5 protein-coding genes are annotated in these 4,448 nt (G+C 73.9%); 2 read left to right on the forward strand and 3 right to left on the reverse strand.

All coding sequences use genetic code 11. From position 1 onward, the window contains the following. Nucleotides 1–50: 50 nt before the first annotated feature. From AB0C69_RS38705 to AB0C69_RS38715, 3 genes are all read right to left on the reverse strand, one after another. Nucleotides 51–440: a DUF1232 domain-containing protein gene (locus AB0C69_RS38705; protein WP_353834822.1), complete on the reverse strand. Its 390-nt coding sequence runs from the start codon at nucleotides 438–440 to the stop codon at nucleotides 51–53. 90 nt (nucleotides 441–530) lie between these two features. After that, the gene (locus AB0C69_RS38710; RefSeq protein WP_360361017.1) at nucleotides 531–1,043 is read right to left on the reverse strand and encodes a hypothetical protein; all 513 of its coding nucleotides are present in this window, start codon (nucleotides 1,041–1,043) and stop codon (nucleotides 531–533) included. Between the two features lie 163 nt (nucleotides 1,044–1,206). Continuing rightward, nucleotides 1,207–1,563, reverse strand: a complete 357-nt coding sequence (locus tag AB0C69_RS38715) for a TraR/DksA C4-type zinc finger protein (protein ID WP_360361020.1) — start codon at nucleotides 1,561–1,563, stop codon at nucleotides 1,207–1,209. A gap of 436 nt (nucleotides 1,564–1,999) precedes the next feature. Between AB0C69_RS38715 and AB0C69_RS38720 the strand changes: the two genes are divergently transcribed. Continuing rightward, nucleotides 2,000–3,106, forward strand: coding sequence for a hypothetical protein (locus tag AB0C69_RS38720; protein WP_360361023.1), 1,107 nt, complete (start codon nucleotides 2,000–2,002; stop codon nucleotides 3,104–3,106). A gap of 2 nt (nucleotides 3,107–3,108) precedes the next feature. After that, nucleotides 3,109–4,185, forward strand: coding sequence for a hypothetical protein (locus AB0C69_RS38725; protein ID WP_360361025.1), 1,077 nt, complete (start codon nucleotides 3,109–3,111; stop codon nucleotides 4,183–4,185). Nucleotides 4,186–4,448: the final 263 nt, after the last annotated feature.

Below are 4,448 nucleotides of genomic sequence, written 5' to 3' on the forward strand. Positions count from 1 at the left end.
GTACGCCGCCGGCTTCCCCTCTCCGGACGGCACCGCCGGCCCGCGCCGCGTCAGGGGACGCGGCGGCGCGTGCGGGATCGTCGCGTGTACTCCTGGCCGAGGGCGAAGAGCAGCCAGGTGAGGGCGGTGGCGTCGTCGACGATTCCGAACGGCAGGAAGACGTCCGGGATCAGGTCGACCGGCGAGACGATGTAGACCACCGCGATCACCATCGCGACGATCTTGCCGGTCGAGGTCCGGTAGTAGGCCTGCGCGGCCGCGCCGGGCGACCCGACACGGCGCCGGACGCGCAGCCGCAGGATGCCCGCGACCAGCAGGACCGCGCCGACGGCCATGACGGCGGCCCCCGCCACGGTGAGGTCGACACCGCCGAGCTCACCGTCCGCGGTGAGAGCCGGGACGGCGCCCGCGACGACGAGGAGAAGTCCGAGCCAGACCATGCGCACCTCCGGGGGGACGTGTCCTCCGGTATTGCCGTCTCAGACGCGTTCACTCAGAGGTCGGCGGAAGGGTGCGCGCCCCGGGGCCGATCAGTTGAAGCAGTCCTGGTTCTTCAGGCTCAGCGCCATCATGGTGACGTGCCCGCGCTCCGCCTCGAACTGGTACAGCGCCCGGTGGTTGCGGGGCGCGGTGACGTCCCAGAAGCCGTGGACGTCGCGACGGACGCCCGGATAGGCGCGCCTGAGCTCGGGGAGCGTGGAGCCGACGTGGACGCCGCGCGGAGTGCGGGCGCCGCGGGGCGGCTGGATCATCGCGACCCCGTACTTCTTGGAGATGTAGACCGACAGGTCGTCGCGGCCTGTGGGGTGGCCCTTCAGGTCGAAGCCGTCGCACCACCGTCCGGTGGACTTGCGGACCAGCATCCCGGTGCGAAGCGCGGCCCGCTCGGAACTGCCGATCATCAGAGCACCGTAGCCCTGGGAAGTGAGCTGGACGGGTTCGGCGGAGAGCCTGGTCTCCGTCCCGGCCATGGCCGGGGCGGTGGTGAAGGCGAGGCTGAGGGCGGCGGTCGTGCCGGCGAGGGCCATGGTGGAGAGGCGCATGAGCTTTTCCTGTTCCCGAGTGTTTCCTGGGACGTCGCGGTCGCCTCTCTCCTTCCCGCACGGTGCTCTCTTCAATACGGAGCGTGACCGAACCCGATGTGCCGGAAGGTCAGTGCTGCGTAGCCGCCGGGCCAGTCGACGGAGGAGGGGGCGCGCGGGACGTTCAGGCGCAGGAGATGCACAGTGCCGCGGCGGGCCGGGCCGCGAGCCGTCCGGCGCCGATCGGGCGACCGCAGGACGTGCAGACGCCGTAGGTTCCCGCGGCGAGCCGTTCCAGAGCCCGGTCGAGGTCGTCGAGACGGCCCCGCGCCGCCGCGAGCAGCGCCTCCACGTGGGCTCGCTCGAACCCGAGGGTCGCGCCCTCGGGATCGTGCTCGTCGTCCACGGCCGACAGCCGGGCCGACTCCACGATGCCCTCGCGGTCGCGGTCGAGCGCGCGGACGGCGGCCAGCGTGCGCTCGCGCTCGGCCTCCAGCACCTCGCGCGTCCGCGCCGCTTCCGCATCCGTCCTGTCGCTCATCACCAGAAGAACGCCCCGGCCGGAGTCCGCATTCCCCGTCAAGCCGGCGCGGCTGCCGAGTCGCCGGTGAGCGGCATTTTCTTAGCACGTTGTCCATTGCGTTTTGCACACTCCCGGAAATCCGTCCATGTCCGGTCGCGTCGTCAGGGGCGGCGGGACGGGGGCGGAGGCCGAGCGGCCCCGTGCACAGCGCCGGACAGACCGGCGGCGCCGTGGCGGCGGGGCCGTGCCCGCCTCACCCCTGCCGACCTCGGCCGAAAAAGGCGGCAACCTTCCCCCAACTCCGTGCGTCACACCTAGCGGATCCTTACCACCACTTATTCGTCACACCGTGAATATGACCCGAGGGGGCGCTATCTACACGGAACAGGCTGGAGCGCCAGCGGAAGAGACATTCACCCTCCAAAAGTCATCTTTCGGGCAATCCGGTCGGGTCATGGTCACTTTCGTGCAGGGCGGGCTGCGGCACGAGGACGCGCTCCTCAGCCACCGCTACGGCCGCGCCGACGACCGCGACGTCCTGCTCAAGACGGCCCTCACGCCCACCGGCGCGAAGTTGCTGCGCCGCGAGGCCGAGGTCTACGACCGGATCGGCGGGCGGCAGGCGTCCGCCGGGCGGATGATCGGCTTCCGGGCGGCGCAGAGCCCCGTGTGCCTGATGGTCACCCGCCGCGGCGTGCCCGTCTCCCGGTGCGACCCGGCGCCCCGGCTCGACGACGTGCAGCTCGGCCGGGCGGCGCGCGACCTGTTCGGCGCGCTCGCGTTCCTCGCCGACCTCGGCTTCGCGCACCGGGCCGTCTCGGCGGACACGGTGTTCTGGGACGGCCGGCGCGTCGAGCTGCACGGCTTCGGGCACGTGGAGCCGCTCGGCCCGCCCGAGGCGCTCGCCGGATCCGCGCTCGGCACGCCGACGGGGCTGCCGGCCGGCGACGTCCCGGACGTCCAGGCCGCCGCCCACCTGCTGCTGCGGCTCGCCATCGGCTCGCCCGGCGGCGGCACGCCCGCGGCCCTCGTCGCCGAGCTCGCCGAGGTCGACGCCGACCTCGCGCAGGTGCTCGAACCGGCCTTCCACGCCTCCGGCGGCCATGCCGTCTCCCCCGGCGAGATCAGGGACCGGCTGTGGCGGAGCCGCCCGAAACCGCCGCCGCCCGGGCACGTCCCGGAGGACCGGCGCGATCCGGCGGCTCCGCCCCGGCGCCCGTCCCCTGGCCAGGCGCCCCCTCACGCGACTCCGCAGGCGTCTCCCCAGGCGGTGCTGCCCGAGACCAGGCCGCGTTCGGCCGTCCGCGACCTGCGGCACGCCGCGGAGGAGGGCGGGCGGGCCGAGTTCCGCGAGCTGCGCCGCCGCCAGCGCGAGTTCCGCCGGAGCCGCCGGACCGCGGCCGAGCCGCCGCGGGCGCGGGTGCAGGCGAGCCCCGTCGCGCCGTCCGGGACGGCCCCGGACGGGACGCCCCCCGGCGGCGCGGGCGTCCTGCTGCTCCTCCTCGTCCTCGGGGTCCTCGCCGTGGCCCTGATCGTCACTGCCGTCCTGCTCGTGAGGTGACCGTGAGCGACCCCGAACCCCCCAGGCCCAAGCTTCCGCCGAAGCTCGACGGGCCGGCCTACCCGCTGCCCGCCGCGAACCCGGACCTGGACCTGGACCCGGTCACCGCCCCGGGCCTGGACGCCCGGCCGAGCGGCGCCGCGCCCGGCGACGCGCCCGCCGGCGCCGCGACGGCCGGCGGCACCGCGGCCGACGAAACCGCCTACGACACGCCCGAGGCGGGGCCGAGCCGGGACACCGGTGCGGAGTCCCCGCACCGGCCCCGGGTGCCCGGCCCGCCGGACGGCCCCGACCGCACCATGGTGTGCCCGTACTGCCTGAGCGAGTTCGACTGGAACAGCGCCCCGCTCGTCGACCGCACCGTGGACGGCGAGGAGATCGCGCTGACCCGGGAGTCCGGCGAGAGCGACGTCCGCTGGCGCACCCGGACGATGCACGCCTGGCGGGTCTGCGAGGCCACCGGCAAGGACCACTTCGTGCCCGCGTCGCTCGGCGGCATGACCGTCCTGATCGTCGGGATGGTCGGCACGTCCGGGTCGGGCAAGTCGCACCTGCTCGCGGCGATGACCGAGGAGCTCGACCAGTCCGCGCTGAAGATCTCGCACCGGCTGGACGTGCTGCCGCTCGACCCGCGGCTGCAGCGGGAGCTGTTCGCCAGGAACCGCTTCGACCTGCTGCGCGACCGCAGGCCCCTGCCGGTCACCCGCCGGGCGCTGAGCCCGGAGTTCACCTGCGCCTACCGCATCACCAGCGGGCACACCGGCCGGCAGTACGCGCTGCTGATCTTCGATGTGCCGGGCGAGATCTTCAGCCAGGGCCACACCCGCGACGACACCCCGTTCATGAGCATCGCGGACGGGCTGATCTTCGTGGCGGACGGCACGGAGCTGGACGTCCGGCACGGCCGGCACACCGGCGACCCGGGGTTCACCGCGGTGCTCAGCCACATCGACCACGTCCGCGCCGGGCGGCCCGCGGACCGCTGCGTGAGGCCCCGGGCGCGCACCGTCACGGCACCGCGAGCAGGGCGGGAGAAGGATCAGCGCCCGGCCCGACCGGCGCGTATAAGCGTGGTGTAAGGTCCAACGACGCACGGGGCGAACGTCGCGAATCGACCGGCGACAGACCATCGGGGGTCCTGTCCGCCCCGCCCGTGGTAAACCCAGGACGAGCGCGAAGTCACGCGGTGATGGAAGAAGGCGAGGGGGCCCGCCATGAGGCATGCACGGGACGGGGCTGCCGCGGCGATGAGCGCCGCTTCCAGGATTCTGGTCGCGCGAGGCAAGAACGAGCCCCAGGAGATGGAGAACCCCGACGGGGCCGCGCTGCTGGTCTCCCACTC

The organism is Actinomadura sp. NPDC048032, assembly GCF_040653175.1.
In the GTDB taxonomy this organism is placed as follows: Bacteria; Actinomycetota; Actinomycetes; order Streptosporangiales; family Streptosporangiaceae; genus Spirillospora; species Spirillospora verrucosospora.